The sequence below is a fragment of the Pseudothioclava nitratireducens genome (assembly GCF_029210495.1).
Lineage (GTDB): Bacteria > Pseudomonadota > Alphaproteobacteria > Rhodobacterales > Rhodobacteraceae > Pseudothioclava > Pseudothioclava nitratireducens.
In genome coordinates, this window is sequence record NZ_JARGDK010000002.1 from 54,261 (window position 1) to 72,087 (window position 17,827).

Genomic DNA, 17,827 nt, shown 5'->3' on the forward strand with positions numbered 1-17,827 from the left:
GCTATTCTGACCAAATTCGCCTAAATTCTGTGCAAAACAACCAAGACCTCCCCGCAGCCGCACCTCTTGCAGGGATGGCAAGCCTTGTTTTCAAGGGATTTCATTCAGATCGCCACCATGCCGGACCTGCGACTCGGGCGAGTGCCCGGCGCATTCACGATGACCACAATATCTAGGGGAGGCGGATGGTCGGGGCGGCGAGATTCGAACTCACGACCTTCTGTACCCAAAACAGACGCGCTACCAGGCTGCGCTACGCCCCGACGCGCCCTTCCTAGCCGCAGCCGCGAGAAAGGAAAAGAGCCAATGACTCACTCGCAGGGCAAACGCGCAAGCGAGGGCTCGACCGCCGGATGCGCCAACAGCGTCCCCGGCGCGATGCCGAGCTTCTGCGACAGCCCGCCATTGATTTCGAGAACGAAGCGCACAGGCCCACCCGAGTCGATCGGGGTGAGATCATGCGGGCGCGCATTGGCATGCACCGAAATCACCGCGCCGGACTCGTCGATGAAGATCATATCGAGCGGAATCAGCGTATTCTTCATCCAGAAACCGACCTCGACCGGCTCCTCATAGACGAACAGCATCCCGGCACTCCGCGCGAGGCTCTCGCGGTTCATGAGGCCCTGCGAACGCTCCGCTCCATCATCCGCAATCTCGACGTGGAATTGCACCCGCCCCTGCGGGGTCTCCAGAAGCGCAAGATCGGGGGAACAGACTGTGTCCGCCAGCGCGCCCGGCGCCATCAGCGTCAGCGCGGCAAACGCGGTCGCGCTCAGCCTTTGCGCAGCGCCGCGTCCCAAGACAACACCTGCGCCGCCATCCGACCGCGCTTGCCCTCGACCACTCGCAAACAAATCGCCTCTCCCGGCGCAAGATCCGCGAAACCGGACCGGCGCAGCACTTCCATGTGAATGAACACATCATCACCGCGCGCGAACACATTTGCAAAGCCAAAACCCTTGGCTTTCTCGAACCATTTCACGCGGGCCGGCTCCAGCGGGAGAGCCATGATCTCTTCCGGGTCGGTCTCGGCCAACGTGTCGATGGGTGCGATCTGATCGTGCTCTGGCAGTGTGATCGACAGCACTTCGATCGCCTGAACGCCGCGGGCGGTCGTCTGGGCCATCACTTCGATCTCGGCATTGTCAGCCACCGAGCTTTGACCGAAATTCCGAAGCACATTGGCATGCAAGAGAATATCGGACCCGCCCTCGGGATCGACGATGAAGCCGAATCCTTTGACCGGATCAAACCACTTGACCTTACCGGAGACCTTGCGGGCATCCATTTGTTTATCCTGCATTTCACTATCCGTCCTGAACGCCACCGGTGCCGCCCTCACCGGTCGCGCTTACGCCCCTCCCATCTGTCACAGCAATTCGACAAGGTTCAAGGGCAAAAAGTAAGGTTTTCCTTACCCTCTCAATTCACGAAGCGCGAAATTCAGGGGTTGAGCCGCTGAATTTGCCAGTCCGACTGCGCGCTTAGCCTGCGCCAGACAAAGCGATCATGCAGGCGGAACGCCCCATCCGCCCAGAACTCGATCTCCAGCGGGGTGATGCGAATACCACCCCAGAACGGGGGACGTTTGGGGCTCGGGCCATGCTGGGCCGTTACCTTCGCCACCTCGGCCATGAGCGCCCCGCGCGAAGAGAGCGGCTGGCTTTGATGCGAGGCCCAGGCCCCCAGCCGCGACTTGAGCGAGCGCGAGGCGAAATAGGCGTCGGCCTGCGGACCCTCGACACGTTCGCACAGCCCACGCACCCGGACCTGACGGCGCAGCGACTTCCAATGCATCACGAAAGCAGCCTTGCCCGCCAGCGCAATCTCTTGTCCCTTGGTCGAACCGTAATTCGTGTAGAACACAAACGCCCCATCGGCGGGCGTCGCCCCCTGCTCGATCTCCTTGAGCAACACCATGCGCACATTCGGCAAGCCATCGGCATCCACGCTCGCCAGTGCAATCGCGTTGGGATCGTTGATCTCCGTCTCGGTCGCGTCATCGAGCCATGTCTGAGCGATGACAAAGGGATTATCGCCTGCAAAAATACCGCTGCGGTCGCTCATGGCGCTCTCCTTGGGTTCCGCGTCAAGATAGGCGCTATCCGCGCGCGCTTCCAGTGCCATATCTGCCCCGTGCACAACAGCGCGGCTTGTTCACATGACCTTGAAGCGGCATTCTTTCTTCTCTAATGCTGTCGCACTTACCAAAGGGAAATGGGGAAGACCTGCGATGTCGAACAACCTGATGGCGGGAAAACGCGGCCTCATCATGGGGCTGGCCAATGACAAGTCGATTGCCTGGGGCATTGCGCAGCAACTCGCGGATGCGGGGGCGGAACTTGCCTTTTCGTATCAGGGCGATGCGCTGAAAAAACGCGTGGAGCCGCTAGCCGCGAGCGTTGGCTCGGATTTCCTCGTGGAATGCGATGTCTCGGATGGCGACTCGATCGACACGCTCTTCGCCGAGATCGAAAAGCGCTGGGGCAAGCTCGATTTCCTCGTCCATGCCATCGGCTTCTCGGACAAGGCCGAACTGCGCGGGCGCTATGTCGACACCTCCGCCGAGAACTTCCGCATGACGATGGATATCTCGGTCTATTCCTTTACCGCCGTGTGCCAGCGCGCGTCGAAAATGATGCCCGATGGCGGCTCGCTGCTGACGCTCACCTATTACGGCGCCGAGCAGGTGATGCCGCATTATAACGTGATGGGCGTCGCCAAGGCCGCGCTTGAAGCTTCGGTGAAATACATCGCCGAGGATCTGGGCAAGGTCGGCATCCGCTGCAACGCGATCTCGGCCGGCCCGATCAAGACGCTCGCCGCCAGCGGCATCGGGGATTTCCGCTACATCATGAAGTGGAACGAGCTGAACTCGCCGCTGCGCCGCAACGTCACGCAGGAAGAGGTCGGCAAGGCCGCGCTCTATCTGCTATCGGATCTGGGCACCGGCACCACGGGCGAAAACCTGCACGTGGACGCGGGCTACCACGTTGTCGGCATGAAGGCCGTCGATGCCCCCGATATCGACGCGGTCACGGGCCGCAAATAAGAAAGGAACCGGGCGATGAGCCTCGCCGCGTTTGTTGCGATCTATTTCGTGCATCTGGCGGCGGCAATCTCGCCCGGCCCCGCCGTTCTGCTGGCCGCCCGCACCAGCCTGCGCGAGGGCATGGCGCGCGGCGTCTGGCTTTCCGTCGGGATCGGGCTGGGGGCCTGCATCTGGGCGGTGGCCGCCCTCTTTGGCCTTGCGGTTCTGTTCAAGATCGCGCCCGCGCTGCTGACCGGCCTGAAATTCGTGGGCGCGGCTTACCTGATCTATCTGGCCTTCAAGATGTGGCGCCATGCGCCCGAACCGCTCGACACCGAGATCCCCGCCCTGCCCAAAGGTCAGCGCAGCAATCTCGGGATGGTGTGGCTCGGCATCCTGACTCAGCTTGCCAACCCTAAGCCGGCGGTGTTCTTCGGCACGATCTTCCTGACCTTCGTGCCGCCCGCCGCACCGCTCTGGGCCTATGCTGCGATCCTCGGGATCATCTTTTTCAACGATGCCGGCTGGAACGTGATCGTCAGCCGCATCTTTTCGCTCGAACGCACGCGGCGCGGCTATCTGAACCTGAAAACCGTGATCGACCGCATTTTCGGTGGGCTGCTGGCCACGCTTGGCCTCAAGCTCGCCCTGACCTGAGGAGTCCGCCATGACCGACCGTCTGCCCCATGAAAAAGGTTTCCATGTCAGCTGGGATCAGCTGCACCGCGACGCCCGCGCGCTGGCGTGGCGGCTCGACGGCAAGGGCCCGGACGATGGCGCATGGCGCGCGGTGGTCGGCATCACCCGTGGCGGCCTCGTGCCCGCGATGATCGTCTCGCGCGAGTTGGACATTCGCGTGGTGGACACGATCTCGGTCAAGTCCTACTCGCATCAGGACCAGCGCGAGGCCAAGGTCACGAAATTCCCGCAGGCCGAGCTGATGGGCGATGGCGAGGGCATCCTGATCGTCGACGATCTGGTCGATACCGGCAAGACGCTAGAGCTTGTGCGGCAAATGTATCCCAAGGCGCATTTTGCAACCGTCTATGCCAAGCCCAAAGGAAATCCGCTCGTCGACACCTACATCACCGAGGTGAGCCAGGACACCTGGATCTTCTTCCCGTGGGACATGGCGCTGCAATACGTCCAGCCCTATCGCGGGACCGACTAAGCCCGGAACGGCCGCAGGATGCCGCCCGGCTCGTCGGATGCCTCCGGCGGGCGTATTTCGGGCTTGATGAAAGCGCGGGCCAATGTCCTTATCGGGGCCTCACCAGATAGGGACACGCGATGCCATCTCCGCTCAATCCGAACCTTGCCGCCACCTTCGCCCCTCCGGTGATGGAGGCACGGCGCTGGCTTGACGGTGTCCAGTTCCCGCCGGAGCGCCCGCTCATCAATGTGAGCCAGGCGGCGCCCGTGGACCCGCCGCCAGAGGCCTTGCGTCAGGCCATTGCCGAAGCCGCGCTGAACGACCCGCAGGCGCATCTTTATGGCCCTGTTCTCGGTCTGCCTGCGCTGCGCGCAGAAATCGCGCAGCAATGGTCGGCGGATTACGGCGGCAGGATCCGCGATTCGCAGGTGGCGATCACGCAGGGCTGCAATCAGGCATTTTGCGCGGTACTGGCGACGCTGGCGGGGCCGGGGGACGCGGTGATCCTGCCGACACCTTGGTATTTCAATCACAAGATGTGGCTCGATATGGCTGGCGTGCGCACGGTACCGCTTTCGACCGGGGCGGGACTTCTGCCGGACCCCGAGGCCGCCGAGGCGCTGATTTCGCCCGCGACCCGCGCCATCGTTTTGGTTAGCCCGAATAATCCGGGCGGCGCGGAATATCCGGCGGACCTCGTGCGCGCGTTCTACGACCTCGCGCAGCGTCACAAGATCGCGCTCATCGTCGACGAAACGTACCGGGATTTCGATGCCCGCGAGGGCGCGCCGCATGATCTGTTCACAGACCCGGATTGGGCGGATACCTTCATCCATCTCTACAGTTTTTCAAAGGCTTACCGCCTGACCGGACACCGCGTCGGCGCGATCGTGGCAAGCGAAACCCGCTTGGCCGAGGTCGAGAAGTTCCTCGACACGGTCGCGATCTGCCCCGGTCAGCTCGGCCAGATCGCAGCACTTTGGGGGATGCGGAACCTCCGCCAATGGGTGGCAGGCGAGCGCGCCGAGATCCTCGCACGCCGCGCGGCGATGGTCGCGGGGTTGGGCGCGCTGGAGGGCTGGGAGACGCTCGGCTGCGGCGCCTATTTCGCCTATGTCGCCCACCCCGACCCGCGCCCGAGCCCCGACTTCGCCCGCGCGCTGGTGCGCGAGGCAGGTGTGCTCTTGCTGCCCGGCACCATGTTCATGCCCAAAGACGACCCCGCCGGTCAGCGCCAGTTGCGCATCGCTTTCGCCAATATCGACGCGGGCGGCATCGCAGAATTGATGCAACGTCTGGCAGGCTTGGCCCGCTGAGCCTTGCGGCCCCTAGATCAAAGCCCTAAACACCCCAAAACGGCCTGATAATTCCGGGAGGAACCCGCATGTCCAACAAGCTGCGCAGCCATGGCAAGAGCATGGTCGTCTGGGTGCTGCTCGCCCTGCTGATCCTCGGCCTTGGCGGCTTCGGGATGACGAACTTCTCGGGCCAGATCGACAGCATCGGCGCAGTGGGCGAAACCGAGATCCCGGTCAACGATTATGCCCGCGCGCTTCAGGATGAGATGAACCGCGCGACGCAGCAGATCGGGCGCCCCTTCACGCTCGCAGAGGCACGCACGATGGGTCTCGACAGCCAGGTGCAGGCCGTGCTCTTCGGGCGCGCGGCGCTGCGCGAAGCGGCACGGGAGATCGGTATTTCGGCGGGCGACGCGGCGCTGCACGAACAGATCACGCAGTCACCCGGCTTTCAGGGCATGGACGGCAAGTTTGACCGCGAAGCCTATCGTCTGACGCTGCGCCAACAGGGCCAGACCGAGGCAGAGTTTGAAACCCGTCTGCGCGCCGATCTGGGCAGCTCGATCCTGCAAACCGCTGTGGCGACGGGCATTCCGGCCTCCGAGGCCGCGATCGACGCCTATACCGCCTTCATCACCGAGACCCGCACGATCAGCTGGGCCGAGGTGACCGAGGCCGATCTGACCGAAGCCGTGGGCACCCCCGACGATGCCGCGCTGCAAGCCTATTACGAGGCCAATCCCGACCGTTTCACCCGCCCCGCCACGCGCGAGATTTCCTATGTCTGGCTGACCCCGGACATGCTGCGCGACAAGGTGGAGCTTGACGAAGAGATGATGCGCGCGGCTTATGAGGCCCGCATCGACGAATTCGTGCAGCCCGAGCGCCGCATGGTCGAGCGTTTGGTCTACCCCTCGCTTGAAGAGGCCGAGGCCGCCAAGGCCCGTTTCGATGCCGGTGAGGCAAGCTTTGCCGATCTCGCCGCGGAGCGCGGCCTGACGCTGGAGGATGCCGATCTGGGCGAGCCTTCGCAAGAAGATCTGGGCGCCGCGGGCGAGGCCGTCTTTGCGCTTGACGCGCCGGGCGTTGTCGGTCCGGTCGAGACCGATCTGGGCCCGGCCCTTTTCTCGATGAACGCGATCATCCTCGCGCAGGAAACCACCTTCGAAGAGGCCCGCGAGGAGCTGAGTGCCGAAGCCGCGCTTGACCGCGCCCGCCGTATGATCGGCGACATGACCACCGATCTGGAGGATCGTCTGGCCGGTGGCGCGACGCTCGAAGATATGGCCAATGAAACCGATATGGTGCTGGGCACGGTCTCGGTGGGTGGTGAGGCCGAGGACGATATCCTGGGCTACGAAGGCTTCCGTGAAGCGGCCAGCAAGGTCACCGCCGAAGACTTCCCGGAGCTTGCCAATCTCGAAGATGGCGGCGTGTTTGCGCTGCGCCTCGACGGTGAGACCCCGGCTTCGGTGATCCCCTTCGAGGAGGCGCGCGCCGATGTCGAAACCGCATGGCGTGCCGATGAGCTGCAACGGCTCAAACGCGTCCGCGCCGAGGAAATCGTCGCCACTGTCGATGCCGGAGCCGATCTGGCTGCCTCGGGCCTGATCGTGACCACCCAGCCGGATCTGCCCCGTCGCGGCTTCGTCGAGGGTGCGCCGCAGGGCTTTGCCGATGCGGCCTTCGAGGCGGAAAACGGCAAGGCCGCACTGGTCGAAGGGCCGGGTCAGGTGCTCGTGCTGCGCGTCGAAAGCATCAATGCCGCCGACACCGAGAGCGAAGCCGTTCAGCAGATGCGCGACACGGTCAAACGTCAGCTTTCGCAAACGCTCGCCAATGATGTTCTGAACTTCTACGCACGCGCTGCGCAGGACGAGGCCGGGCTGACCGTCGACAGCGCCGCGATCGCCGCGGTGCAGGCGCAAATGCAATAACGGAGGGCATCGTGGTCGCACTCTCTCCCAGTTTCGAGCAGTTCGAGCAGGCATGGACCAAGGGCCAGAACCAGCTCGTCTATGCCCGCATCGCCGCCGATCTGGACACCCCGGTGTCCCTGATGATGAAGCTCGCGGATGCCCAGAAGAACTCGTTCATGCTCGAATCCGTGACCGGTGGCGAGGTGCGCGGGCGCTACTCGATCATCGGGATGAAACCGGACGTGATCTGGGAATGCCGCGGTGAGGCCGCGCGGATCAACCGCAATGCGCGCTTCGATGAAACCTACGAGGATCTGCCCGGCCACCCGTTCGAGAGCCTGCGCGCGCTGATCGCCGAAAGCCGCATCGACATGCCCGAGGGGCTGCCCTCGGCCGCTGCGGGTCTCTTCGGTTATCTCGGTTACGACATGATCCGTCTGGTCGAGCACCTGCCTGATGTGAACCCCGATCCGATCGGCGTGCCTGACGCGGTGCTGATGCGCCCTTCGGTCGTCGCGGTGCTCGACGGCGTCAAGGGCGATGTGATCCTGTGCGCGCCCGCATGGGCGAGCTCGGGTCTCTCGGCGCGTGCCGCCTATGCGCAGGCCGCAGAGCGGGTGATGGATGCGCTGCGCGATCTCGACCGCGCACCCGCGCAAAGCCGCGATTTCGGCGAAGCCGCCAAGGTCGGGCCGCTCCGCTCCAACTTCACCAAAGAGGGCTATATGGCCGCGGTGGAGAAGGCCAAGGACTATATCCGTGCGGGCGATATCTTTCAGGTCGTGCCCGCCCAACGCTGGGCCGCGGATTTCCCGGTGCCGCCCTTCGCGCTCTATCGCTCGCTGCGGCGCACCAACCCCTCGCCCTTCATGTTTTTCCTTAATTTCGGCGGCTTCCAGATCGTCGGTGCCAGCCCCGAGATCCTCGTGCGGCTGCGCGAGAACGCGGTGACGATCCGTCCGATCGCCGGCACCCGTCCGCGTGGGGCGACGCCCGCTGAGGACAAAGCACTCGAAGAGGACCTGCTGGCCGACCGGAAAGAGTTGGCCGAGCACCTGATGCTGCTCGATCTTGGCCGCAACGATGTGGGCCGCGTGGCAAAGGTGGGCACGGTCCGCCCGACCGAGAAGTTCATCATCGAGCGCTACAGCCACGTGATGCATATCGTCTCGAACGTCGTGGGCGACTTGCGCGGGGACGAAGACGCCCTCTCGGCGCTGCTTGCCGGGCTTCCGGCGGGGACGGTGTCGGGTGCGCCCAAGGTCCGCGCGATGGAGATCATCGACGAGCTGGAACCCGAGAAGCGCGGCATTTATGGCGGCGGCATCGGCTATTTCGCGGCCAATGGCGAGATGGATATGTGTATCGCGCTGCGCACCGCTGTTGTGAAAGATGAGACGCTTTACATTCAGGCCGGGGGCGGCGTGGTCTATGACAGCGACCCGGAGGCCGAATTCCAGGAAACCGTCAACAAATCCAATGCGTTGCGTAAAGCCGCCGAGGATGCCGGCCTGTTCGCGGGCCATGGTAACAGCTAACGCCACGCAAGCGCAGACATGAGAACGGGCCGGAATTCCGGCCCGTTTTTAAATGCGACAGGCAAGCTGAGCCCGCCTACTCGACCGAGACCCCCTCGGCCCGCAGCGCCACAGCCGAGGCCGGAGCCAAGGCCACGGATTTCTCTGCAACCGGCACCCAGCCGCTCAGGCCCGCGATCGATTCCGGCCACGCGCTCAGCATGACCGTGACCGCCCCACCCTTTTGCGCCTCGAACGCCGCGCGCGACAGCATCCGCTCGATCACCGGGCCGCGCTCGCGCCCCTGATCAATGACGCGCCAGACCGCGCTCCGCGGCAGCTTGGCGCTTGCGGCAAGCTGATCGGCGGCGTTGAGGCCCTGATTCTGCGTGATGACACCCAGCCCTTCGCGGGCGAGAATGTCGATCATCGGCTGCACGAGGGCGCGCTTGTTCTGGAAAACGGGCTGCGGGGCTTCGACGACGGCCACCGCCTCGGGGATGGCCGCGCGCCAAGCCTCGACCGCCACTTCGATATCGGTCGCGCTGGCCTGTTCGGGGATCGCGCTGGCGAGGATCGCCACCTCGAACCCGTCCGCACGGAACGCCTCTGCCGCGGCGCGGGCATCGGGGCGCGTGGGGTCAATGGCAATGGTCATCGGAATGCCAAGCGCCTTGATCGTGTCGCGGTCGAGCCCCCCGGCTGCCACGCCGGGGTCGATCAGAACCACCGAATAAAGCGGCACATTTTCGGGGGCGGCAAAACTCTGGGCGAAGCGCCGGATCGGCGGCGCGTCAAGGTCGGGCGCAGCTGCCTCCTCGTCATCGGCGGCCGCCTCGGCCTCCTCCGCGCGACCTTTGCCGATGGTCGGCAAGCGACCCGTTGTCACCCCTTCGGCGTTGCGAAAGCCGGTCGCCGGCGTGCCGGGGGCCGCGCTCGGCTTGTTCAGGGTGATGACGCGCGGCTTGGCGGGGGCTTCGACGCTATCCGGCATGGCCTCCTCGGCGGGCAGAATGGGAACGGCATCCGCGCCAGCACCCGGCGGCTCGGGGCTGGGTTGCTCTGCCGGGGCATCCGGCGCAACGGCCAACGGAGGCTCTGGCTGCGGCACGGGTGGCGTCGCCTCCACCGGGGCGAGCGCAGGCGTCGTCACCTCGCCGGGCGGCGGCACCGGCACCGGGCTTTCGCCGCTCGGATAAGAGGACAGCGCATTCTCTGCGGGCGCTGGCACCAATTGCGGCTCGGGCGGCGCGTCGATTGCCTCCGGGCGGGCCGCGGGTTCGGTTCCGGCCAAGGCAAGCTGATCGGTGTCGGCCTCGGGTGCGGGCACGGCGGGGGCCTCGGCGGCGGGCAGCCCCGGCGTCTGGGCAGGGTCCGGTCGCTGTGGCAGGACATCCGAGGGGCCACGCGCGAATTCCGATTCCGCGGGAACCTCGATGACGGGCGGCGGCTCTGCCGCAGGGGCCGCCGCCGGTTTCTGGGCCGCCGCTTCGGGCACCTCCGGCGTCGGATCAAGGGCGGGCGTCGGCGTGGGGAGAGAAGCGAGCGCCGTATTGAGGTTGGCGCCGGGCGCGGCGGGCAAAGGCGTCACCAGCGATGTGACGCCAAGGCCCAACACCGCCACCAGTGCCCCAGACCCGATGCCCGCCATCATACCACGCGCCATACGCTCTGCCCTCTCGACCTTTTCTCATGCCCCGCGGCGGCGATTCTCGCCCTCGGGCCTTGACCCCGGCGCGGCGCTTTGAGCATGTATAGCGCGACGAATTCTCCGGTTCACCCCTGAATTCCGGAGCAAGCGGGAAATCCCGCAAAACCGCCGACAGAAAGCCGCCACCATGCTTTTGCTCATCGATAATTACGACAGTTTCACCTACAACCTCGTCCATTATTTCGGCGAGCTTGGCGCGGATGTGAAGGTCGTGCGCAATGATGCGCTGAATGTTCAGGACGCGATGGGCATGGGGGCCGAGGCCATCGTGCTCTCGCCCGGCCCCTGCGACCCGGCGCAGGCGGGCATCTGCCTGCCGCTGACGCTGGCCGCGGCCGAGGCTAAGCTGCCGCTCTTGGGCGTGTGTCTGGGCCATCAGACCATCGGAGAGGCCTTCGGTGGCAAGGTCGTGCGCGCGGGCGAGATCGTGCACGGCAAGATGGGCACGATCCATCACGCCGGCAAAGGCGTGTTCCGCGGCCTGCCCTCGCCCTTCGAGGCCACCCGCTACCACTCGCTCATCGTCGAGCGCGAGACCCTGCCCGATTGCCTTGAGGTCACTGCATGGCTCGAAGGCGGCATGATCATGGGGCTGCGACACCGTGAGCTGCTGATCGAGGGCGTGCAATTCCACCCCGAGTCCATCGCCTCCGAGCACGGCCACCAACTGATCCGCAACTTCCTCGACGAGGCCAAGGTGAAGGTGGCGGCATGAGCGACGCGATGAAACCGCTGATCTTCGCGGCCTCCGAAGGGCCGCTGAGCCGCGCACAGGCCGAGGCCGCGTTCGAAATCCTGTTCAACGGCGAGGCGACGCCCGCGCAAATCGGCGGGCTGCTGATGGCGCTGCGCGCACGCGGTGAATCGGTCGCGGAATATGCCGCCGCCGCCGCCGCGATGCGCGCAAAATGCGTCCCCGTCACCGCCCCTGAAGGCGCAATGGATATCGTCGGCACCGGTGGCGACGGGATGCACACGCTCAATATCTCTACCGCCACGGCCTTTGTCGTCGCGGGCGCGGGCGTCCCGGTCGCCAAGCACGGCAACCGCGCGGCAAGCTCGAAATCGGGCACGGCGGATGTGCAGACCGAACTGGGCGTCGATGTGATGGCGGGCCCCGCCGCGACAGAGCGCGGCCTGCGCGAGGCGGGTATCGGCTTCATGATGGCGCAAATTCACCACCCGGCGATGAAACATGTCATGCCGGTGCGGCTTGAGCTGGGCTGCAAGACGATTTTCAACATCCTTGGGCCGCTGACCAACCCGGCGGGCGTCAAGCGGCAACTGACCGGGGCCTTCGCGCCCGATCTGATCTTCCCGATGGCGGAAACGCTCGGGATGCTCGGCTCCGAAAAGGCATGGCTCGTACACGGGTCGGACGGCACCGACGAGATCACCATCACCGGCACGACCGAAGTCGCGGCGCTGGAGAACGGCAAGGTCAAGGGCCTCACGATCCACCCCGAGGATGCGGGCCTGCCGGTCCATCCGTTCAAGGATATCGTGGGCGGCACGCCCGCCGAGAATGCCGCCGCCATCCGCGCCCTCTTCGCAGGCGAGAAATCGGCCTATCGCGATGCCGTTTTGCTCAACGCAGCCGCCGCTCTGGTCGTCGCCGACAAGGCCTCTGACCTGAAATCGGGCGTTGAGATCGCCGCTCAGGCCATCGACAGCGGGGCCGCGCAGCGTGCGCTGGAAACGCTGGCCCGGATCACGCAAGAGGCGAGCGCATGAACATTCTCGACAAGATCAAAGCCTACAAGCTTGAGGAAGTCGCTGCTGCGAAAGCAGCCCGCCCGCTTGCAGAGGTAGAGGCGGCCGCGCGCGCGCAAGCCCCCACCCGTGGTTTCGCCAAGTCCCTGACCGCAAAGACGGAAACCGGATACGGGTTGATTGCCGAGATCAAGAAAGCCTCGCCATCGAAGGGCCTCATTCGCCCCGATTTCGACCCGCCCGCGCTCGCCCGCGCCTATGAGGCCGGGGGCGCTGCCTGCCTGTCGGTGCTCACCGATACGCCCTCGTTCCAGGGCGCGCCCGAGTTCCTGACCGCCGCGCGCGATGCGTGTTCGTTGCCGGCGCTGCGCAAGGATTTCCTCTATGACATCTATCAGGTGGCCGAGGCCCGCGCCTGGGGGGCTGATTGCATCCTGATCATCATGGCCTCGGTCGAGGACGCGCTCGCCGCCGAACTGGAGGCCGCCGCCTTCGACTGGGGCATGGATGTGCTGGTCGAGGTTCATGACGCCGAAGAACTCGACCGCGCGCTGAAAGTCACGCGCTCGCCGCTCTTGGGCGTGAACAACCGCAACCTCAAGACCTTTGAGGTAACGCTCGACGTGACCCGCCAGCTTGCGCCGACGATCCTTGGCGAAGGCCGCGATCTGGTCTGCGAGAGCGGCCTTTTCACCCCCGCCGATCTGGCCGATATGGCCGCCATCGGCGCGCGGCGCTTCCTGATCGGTGAAAGCCTGATGCGACAGGACGATGTCGCCGCCGCTACGAAAACGCTTCTGGAGGTCGCATGAGTCTCAGCCATTTCGACAAGGACGGCCAAGCCCATATGGTCGATGTCTCGGAGAAGGCCGTGACCGACCGTATCGCGGTGGCCGAAGGTGCGGTGCGCATGCGGCCCGAGACGCTGGACTATGTCCTCAAGGGGACCGCGAAGAAGGGCGATGTGCTGGGGATCGCGCGGATTGCCGGGATCATGGCGGCCAAGAAAACCGCCGATCTGATCCCGCTTTGCCACCCGCTGCCGATCACCAAGGTGACGCTCGATCTGACGCCCGACACCGATCTTCCGGGGGTTCGGATTTCGGCCACGGTCAAGACCTCGGGCCAGACCGGCGTCGAGATGGAGGCGCTGACGGCGGTCTCGGTCGCGGGGCTCACCGTCTATGACATGCTCAAGGCGGTCGAGAAATCCATGGTCATCGAAGTTATCCGCGTTACCCTAAAAGATGGCGGAAAATCAGGTCGTTACGAGGCTTAATTAAAGTAGGACGTGAAGATGATCCCGGTTCAGGATGCCCTGGAGAAAGTGCTGGCGCTGGTGGCGCCGCTCGAGGCCGAAACCGTGGCCCTGCGCGACGCGCTTGGGCGAGTCATGGCGGCACCCGCCATTGCGGGGCTGAACCAACCGCCCTTTTCGGCCTCTGCGATGGATGGCTATTGGCTGGCCGAAGCCGACCATCAGCCCGGCGCCCGGTTGAAGGTGGTCGAGGGTGAGGCCGCCGCCGGTCGCAGCTTTGGCGGCACGCTGGCTCGGGGTCAGGCGGTTCGCATCTTCACCGGCGCCCCCGTGCCCGCCGATACCGGCGTGGTCGTGCTACAGGAGAATGTCACGCGCAGCGGCGACACCATCACGCTGCCCGAAACGCTGGAAAGCAATCACAATATTCGTCCGCTTGGACAGGATTTCACCAAGGGTGAGTCCTTCCACCCCAAGCGGCGGCTGAGCGCCCGCGATCTCGGCTTGCTGGCGGCGATGAACGTGCCCGAGGTTGCCGTGCACCGCCGTCCGGTCGTGGCGATCATCGCCACCGGCGACGAGCTGGTCATGCCCGGCGAAAGCCCCGGCCCCGATCAGATCCTGTGTTCGAACAACTTCCTCATCGGCGCGATGGCCGAAGCCGCCGGGGCAGAGGTGCGGATGCTGCCGATCGCGCGCGACGATGCCGAAAGCCTGCGGACGGTCTTTGCGCTCGCCCAAGGGGCCGATCTTGTGGTGACCTCGGGCGGCGCCTCGGTGGGCGAGCATGATCTGGTCGGCACGGTCGCGGCAGAGCTTGGTCTGGAGCGCGCCTTCTGGAAGATCGCAATGCGTCCGGGTAAGCCCCTGATGGCCGGGCGTCTGGGCGATGCGGCAATGCTCGGTTTGCCCGGCAATCCGGTCTCCGCGACGGTCTGCGGGCACCTGTTCCTGCTGCCGATGCTGGAGCGGATGCAGGGGCTCGAGGCGGGGCACCGGCTGCAACAGGCCGTGCTGACCGATCCTGTCGGCCCCACCGGCCCGCGCACCCATTACATGCGTGCGAAACTGACCCCACAAGACGGCGCCCTGCCCGCGATCACGGCCTTCTCCAACCAGGATTCCGCGCTCTTGGGCGTGCTCTCCGAGGCAGACGCCCTGCTTGTGCGGCCCTTGGGGGACGGCCCGCGAGCCGCGGGTGACATCGTCGGGTATCTGCCGCTGTGATCCAGGGATCGGCGCGGCGGCGTTGACACGAAAGCCGAACAAGATTAGAACTTAAGGCGAACTCTGGGTGCTGTCTGTCACGAAGGGAAGCCGATGCTGACGCGCAAACAACTGGAATTGTTGGAATTTATCCAAAAACGGATGGCCCGCGATGGCGTTCCGCCTTCGTTCGACGAGATGAAAGACGCGCTCGATCTGCGCTCCAAATCGGGGATTCACCGGCTGATTACGGCGCTTGAGGAGCGCGGCTTCATTCGCCGCCTCGCCCATCGGGCGCGTGCCATCGAGATCGTGAAACTGCCCGACACGCTGGAGAAAAAGGGCGGGTTCTCGCCGCGTGTGATCGAGGGCGACAAGACCGATCCGCCCGCCGGCGCGATGCCGATCGACACCGTTCATGCGCTGGAGCTTCCGGTGATGGGCCGGATCGCCGCAGGTGTGCCGATCGAGGCGATTTCCGAGGTCTCGCACCATGTTGCGGTGCCCGGCTCGATGATCGGTGGGCGCGGCGAGCATTACGCTCTGGAGGTCAAAGGCGACTCGATGATCGAGGCCGGGATCAATGATGGCGACATCGTCGTGATCCGCGAACAGACCACCGCCGAGAATGGCGATATCGTGGTCGCGCTGGTCGAGGATCACGAGGCGACGCTCAAGCGCTTTTATCGCCGCAACGGGATGATCGCGCTCGAAGCGGCAAACCCCGCCTATGAAACACGGCTCCTGCGCGACGATCAGATCAAGGTGCAAGGCCGTCTGGTTGGGCTGATCCGCAGCTACTGAAGTTGATGTGACGGCATAAACGGCGCCCTCTCGGGGGCGCCTTCGTCACATCTGGTCGTTATTTGCGCGTCCAAAGCCGCGCACCGATATGGGCGAACGTCGTCGTCAATCGGCCCTCGGTATCGAACGAGACAGCGCCAGTTTCTGTCAGACGTGTCTGATCCCAAAGATCACACTCACGCCAATCGCCCTCGGGCGCGCGTGCGGCAAGCACCACCAGAGCGCCATCCCGACACAGCCGGGGCAATGCGTCCAATGCGCCCTTGCCCGTCAGGTGGATCAGCGGACGCCCCTGATACTCCGCAACGCGCGCGCCTTTTGGACCGCCGAACCCCGCACGCGATGCCGCCGCCTCCGGGGCCGCGTCATCCCCATCCGCCTCCAGCCAGCGAGAGGCGACGAATCCCGCACCCGATTTCGACAGCACACGCCCGGCGGGTGTCAGCAGGCCCAGCAACTCTCCCTCGGGCGCGATGAGCAAAGCCGGGCGAGGGGCTGTCGCCCAAAGCGCGATCGAAGCGATGCAGGCGATGCCGCCGAGGCTGCGCAACGCGCCCCGCCCGATCCCAAGCGCCACGGCCCCAGCCGCCATCAAGGGCAGCACGGCCCCGGGAGGATTGGCGACCGCAAATGTCGCGCCCTCGAGGCCAGAGACAAACTCCGCGACCCAGAGCATCCAGCGTGTCCCCTGCTCCATCACCCAAAGCGCCGGCGCCGCGAGACCGAGCGGTGCAAGAAGCGCGGCGATCACCCCGGCGGGCATCACGAACGTCCCCATCACCGGCACTGCCAGCAGGTTCGCCAGAAGCCCGTATTCCGACATCCGGTGGAAATGCGCCGCCGTGATCGGGGCCGTCGCAGCCCCCGCCACCGCCGAGGTCAGCACCAGCATCGCCACCGGACGCAAAAGCCGTGGGATATGCGGGCTGACCCGTCCCCATGGGCCAAAGGCGAGGATCAGCGCCACCGTCGCCGCAAAGGACATCTGAAAGCCCGGCTCGGTGAGGCTCTCGGGTTCCCACAGCAAAAGCAGCGTCGCCGCGAGCGCCACTGTCCGCAGGCTCAACGCACGCCGGTCCAGCATCACCGCGATCAGCATCACCGCCGCCATGATCCAGGCGCGCTGTGTGGCGATTTGCGGCCCGGCGACCCACAGGTAAAGCGTGGCGGCCATCAGCGCGACAAAGGCCGCAATCTTCTTGGCCGGCCAGCGTAACGCCGGACCGCCCAGCCCAGCAAAGCCGTAGCGCAGCGCGGCAAAGACGAAGCCAGCCACCATCCCCATATGCAGCCCCGAAATCGAGATGATATGATAGAGGTTCGAAGCGCGCATCGCCTCGTTCGTGGCAACTGAGATGCCCGAGCGGTCGCCGGTCAGCAGCGCCGCTGCGACCGCGCCCGCCTGGCCCTCGATCCGCCCCTGAATCGCTTGCGACAACCGCATCCGCAGCCTGTGCCCCGCAAGCGCGCGGTCATCGGGTTCGGGCGCGGAGACGACCATGACAGGCGCGCGAACGTAGCCAACGGCACCCAGCCCCTGAAACCACGCGTTGCGGCGGAAATCATAGGCTTCGGGCGCGGCGGGCGGCGATGGCGGCTGGAGATGCCCGGTGAGCATGACGCGCAGTCCCGGCACGGCATCGAGATGGTTTTGGTCGCCATGGAGCGACAGGCGGACGCGTGCTGGCGTGCGCTCGGGGGGTATGCGTTCGAGCACGACCTGATCAAGCAACAGGCGAATCCGATCCGTGCCGGAGCGGTCAACCTGCACGATGCGCCCCTCTACGGGACCGTAATAACGAAAGCCCAGAACCGGTGCAGAAACCTGATGCGCGCGCACGCCCGCCATAATGAAACCCAGAAGGACGAGGGTGATGCAGGCCGCGGGGAAGCGCAGGGCCTCTGCACCACGCACCCACAGAGTCAGGGCCGCCAACGCCACGACACCTGCGATCAGGAAATGCGACAGGCGCGGCTCGAAACTGAGCGCGAAATAGGCCCCGATCCCGCATGACAGCGCCACCGGCATCCACAGCACCAGATCCACCCGCGCGCGCGCCATCGCCCCCCAGGGATCACCGATCCCCGCCCAGAGCGCGCGCAGCCATGGCCAGCGCCGCCAGTCCGGCGATGCCGCGCCCTCTTCGATCCCGCGCTCGAACCCCGATCCCACGCTTGTTTCTCCGCCCAAGGCTGCTTATGCATCCGGTCGAG

General features: G+C 65.4%; 17 protein-coding genes and 1 tRNA gene. 12 read left to right on the forward strand and 6 right to left on the reverse strand.

The annotated features are described in order from the left end of the window. Window positions 1-186: 186 nt before the first annotated feature. From P0X85_RS02455 to pdxH, 4 genes are all read right to left on the reverse strand, one after another. Window positions 187-263: transfer RNA gene (locus P0X85_RS02455), tRNA-Pro, on the reverse strand. A gap of 48 nt (window positions 264-311) precedes the next feature. Next, window positions 312-803: a DUF192 domain-containing protein gene (locus P0X85_RS02460; protein ID WP_275807907.1), complete on the reverse strand. Its 492-nt coding sequence runs from the start codon at window positions 801-803 to the stop codon at window positions 312-314. Then, window positions 776-1,306 (reverse strand): cold-shock protein, encoded by a 531-nt coding sequence (locus P0X85_RS02465; RefSeq protein ID WP_275807910.1) that lies wholly within the window; start codon window positions 1,304-1,306, stop codon window positions 776-778. The genes P0X85_RS02460 and P0X85_RS02465 overlap by 28 nt, the downstream gene beginning before the upstream one ends. A 140-nt stretch (window positions 1,307-1,446) precedes the next feature. Then, window positions 1,447-2,070: a pyridoxamine 5'-phosphate oxidase gene (pdxH, locus tag P0X85_RS02470; protein WP_275807913.1), complete on the reverse strand. Its 624-nt coding sequence runs from the start codon at window positions 2,068-2,070 to the stop codon at window positions 1,447-1,449. Window positions 2,071-2,236: 166 nt separating this feature from the next. On the opposite strand from pdxH, the gene fabI reads away from it, so the two are divergent. The 6 genes from fabI to trpE all read left to right on the forward strand — a co-directional run bounded on the left by fabI (window position 2,237) and on the right by trpE (window position 8,942). Continuing rightward, window positions 2,237-3,055, forward strand: a complete 819-nt coding sequence (gene fabI / locus P0X85_RS02475) for an enoyl-ACP reductase FabI (protein WP_275807917.1) — start codon at window positions 2,237-2,239, stop codon at window positions 3,053-3,055. 15 nt (window positions 3,056-3,070) lie between these two features. Next, a complete protein-coding gene (locus tag P0X85_RS02480; RefSeq protein WP_275807920.1) occupies window positions 3,071-3,691 on the forward strand; it encodes a LysE family translocator in 621 nt (206 codons plus the stop codon). A gap of 10 nt (window positions 3,692-3,701) precedes the next feature. Beyond that, window positions 3,702-4,205: a xanthine phosphoribosyltransferase gene (gene gpt, locus P0X85_RS02485; RefSeq protein WP_275807923.1), complete on the forward strand. Its 504-nt coding sequence runs from the start codon at window positions 3,702-3,704 to the stop codon at window positions 4,203-4,205. A 119-nt stretch (window positions 4,206-4,324) separates the two neighbouring features. After that, entirely contained in the window at window positions 4,325-5,503 is a 1,179-nt protein-coding gene (locus P0X85_RS02490; RefSeq protein WP_275807927.1) for an aminotransferase, read from the forward strand. 68 nt (window positions 5,504-5,571) lie between these two features. After that, the gene (locus P0X85_RS02495; RefSeq protein WP_275807929.1) at window positions 5,572-7,422 is read left to right on the forward strand and encodes a peptidyl-prolyl cis-trans isomerase; all 1,851 of its coding nucleotides are present in this window, start codon (window positions 5,572-5,574) and stop codon (window positions 7,420-7,422) included. Window positions 7,423-7,433: 11 nt separating this feature from the next. Continuing rightward, window positions 7,434-8,942, forward strand: a complete 1,509-nt coding sequence (gene trpE / locus P0X85_RS02500; RefSeq protein WP_275807932.1) for an anthranilate synthase component I — start codon at window positions 7,434-7,436, stop codon at window positions 8,940-8,942. Between the two features lie 76 nt (window positions 8,943-9,018). Here trpE and P0X85_RS02505 read toward each other — a convergent pair whose 3' ends face one another. Beyond that, entirely contained in the window at window positions 9,019-10,587 is a 1,569-nt protein-coding gene (locus P0X85_RS02505; RefSeq protein WP_275807935.1) for a divergent polysaccharide deacetylase family protein, read from the reverse strand. 172 nt (window positions 10,588-10,759) lie between these two features. Between P0X85_RS02505 and P0X85_RS02510 the strand changes: the two genes are divergently transcribed. From P0X85_RS02510 to lexA, 6 genes are all read left to right on the forward strand, one after another. Then, window positions 10,760-11,347: an anthranilate synthase component II gene (locus P0X85_RS02510; protein WP_275807938.1), complete on the forward strand. Its 588-nt coding sequence runs from the start codon at window positions 10,760-10,762 to the stop codon at window positions 11,345-11,347. After that, window positions 11,344-12,366: an anthranilate phosphoribosyltransferase gene (gene trpD, locus P0X85_RS02515; protein WP_275807941.1), complete on the forward strand. Its 1,023-nt coding sequence runs from the start codon at window positions 11,344-11,346 to the stop codon at window positions 12,364-12,366. Before P0X85_RS02510 ends, trpD begins: the two co-directional genes overlap by 4 nt. Beyond that, window positions 12,363-13,157 carry an indole-3-glycerol phosphate synthase TrpC gene (gene trpC, locus P0X85_RS02520; RefSeq protein ID WP_275807944.1) on the forward strand — a complete coding sequence of 265 codons (795 nt, stop codon included), beginning with the start codon at window positions 12,363-12,365 and terminating at the stop codon, window positions 13,155-13,157. The genes trpD and trpC overlap by 4 nt, the downstream gene beginning before the upstream one ends. Next, window positions 13,154-13,624, forward strand: a complete 471-nt coding sequence (gene moaC / locus P0X85_RS02525) for a cyclic pyranopterin monophosphate synthase MoaC (protein WP_275807947.1) — start codon at window positions 13,154-13,156, stop codon at window positions 13,622-13,624. The genes trpC and moaC overlap by 4 nt, the downstream gene beginning before the upstream one ends. 18 nt (window positions 13,625-13,642) lie before the next feature. Then, window positions 13,643-14,830 carry a molybdopterin molybdotransferase MoeA gene (locus tag P0X85_RS02530; RefSeq protein ID WP_275807950.1) on the forward strand — a complete coding sequence of 396 codons (1,188 nt, stop codon included), beginning with the start codon at window positions 13,643-13,645 and terminating at the stop codon, window positions 14,828-14,830. Between the two features lie 93 nt (window positions 14,831-14,923). Then, window positions 14,924-15,613, forward strand: a complete 690-nt coding sequence (gene lexA, locus P0X85_RS02535; RefSeq protein WP_275807953.1) for a transcriptional repressor LexA — start codon at window positions 14,924-14,926, stop codon at window positions 15,611-15,613. A 58-nt stretch (window positions 15,614-15,671) separates the two neighbouring features. On the opposite strand, the gene P0X85_RS02540 is transcribed toward lexA, so the two are convergent. Beyond that, window positions 15,672-17,786, reverse strand: coding sequence for a ComEC/Rec2 family competence protein (locus P0X85_RS02540; protein ID WP_275807956.1), 2,115 nt, complete (start codon window positions 17,784-17,786; stop codon window positions 15,672-15,674). Window positions 17,787-17,827 lie beyond the last annotated feature (41 nt).

Bases quoted from the DNA above. Each gene is read 5' to 3' on its own strand.
- P0X85_RS02465 (WP_275807910.1), bottom strand. From the start codon at position 1,306: ATGCAGGATAAACAAATGGATGCCCGCAAGGTCTCCGGTAAGGTCAAG.
- pdxH (WP_275807913.1), bottom strand. From the start codon at position 2,070: ATGAGCGACCGCAGCGGTATTTTTGCAGGCGATAATCCCTTTGTCATC.
- fabI (WP_275807917.1), top strand. From the start codon at position 2,237: ATGTCGAACAACCTGATGGCGGGAAAACGCGGCCTCATCATGGGGCTG.
- P0X85_RS02480 (WP_275807920.1), top strand. From the start codon at position 3,071: ATGAGCCTCGCCGCGTTTGTTGCGATCTATTTCGTGCATCTGGCGGCG.
- gpt (WP_275807923.1), top strand. From the start codon at position 3,702: ATGACCGACCGTCTGCCCCATGAAAAAGGTTTCCATGTCAGCTGGGAT.
- P0X85_RS02490 (WP_275807927.1), top strand. From the start codon at position 4,325: ATGCCATCTCCGCTCAATCCGAACCTTGCCGCCACCTTCGCCCCTCCG.
- P0X85_RS02495 (WP_275807929.1), top strand. From the start codon at position 5,572: ATGTCCAACAAGCTGCGCAGCCATGGCAAGAGCATGGTCGTCTGGGTG.
- P0X85_RS02505 (WP_275807935.1), bottom strand. From the start codon at position 10,587: ATGGCGCGTGGTATGATGGCGGGCATCGGGTCTGGGGCACTGGTGGCG.
- P0X85_RS02510 (WP_275807938.1), top strand. From the start codon at position 10,760: ATGCTTTTGCTCATCGATAATTACGACAGTTTCACCTACAACCTCGTC.
- trpD (WP_275807941.1), top strand. From the start codon at position 11,344: ATGAGCGACGCGATGAAACCGCTGATCTTCGCGGCCTCCGAAGGGCCG.
- trpC (WP_275807944.1), top strand. From the start codon at position 12,363: ATGAACATTCTCGACAAGATCAAAGCCTACAAGCTTGAGGAAGTCGCT.
- moaC (WP_275807947.1), top strand. From the start codon at position 13,154: ATGAGTCTCAGCCATTTCGACAAGGACGGCCAAGCCCATATGGTCGAT.
- P0X85_RS02530 (WP_275807950.1), top strand. From the start codon at position 13,643: ATGATCCCGGTTCAGGATGCCCTGGAGAAAGTGCTGGCGCTGGTGGCG.
- lexA (WP_275807953.1), top strand. From the start codon at position 14,924: ATGCTGACGCGCAAACAACTGGAATTGTTGGAATTTATCCAAAAACGG.